The organism is Mesorhizobium sp. M7A.F.Ca.CA.004.04.2.1 (assembly GCF_004022825.1).
GTDB lineage: Bacteria > Pseudomonadota > Alphaproteobacteria > Rhizobiales > Rhizobiaceae > Mesorhizobium.
This window is the reverse complement of sequence record NZ_RZPH01001849.1, coordinates 1-203: the sequence shown is the minus strand read 5'-3', so window position 1 is coordinate 203 and position 203 is coordinate 1. Positions and strand designations below refer to the sequence as shown.

Below are 203 nucleotides of genomic sequence, written 5' to 3'. Positions count from 1 at the left end.
TGACTGGAGGTCAGAAAATGAACATCAAGAGCCTTCTCCTCGGCTCCGCTGCGGCCCTGATCGCAGTTTCCGGTGCGCGCGCCGCCGACGCCGTCGTCGTCGCCGAGCCGGAACCCGCTGAATACGTCAAGATCTGCGACGTCTACGGCGCTGGCTACTTCTACATCCCCGGCACCGAAACCTGCCTGCGCATCGGCGGCTAT

Annotated in this window: 1 protein-coding gene; it reads left to right on the top strand. The window is 63.5% G+C overall.

Going from position 1 to position 203, the window contains the following annotated elements:
* Window positions 1-17: 17 nt before the first annotated feature.
* On the top strand, window positions 18-203 hold a 186-nt coding region (locus tag EN893_RS37905), incomplete at its 3' end, for a porin (protein WP_206517610.1).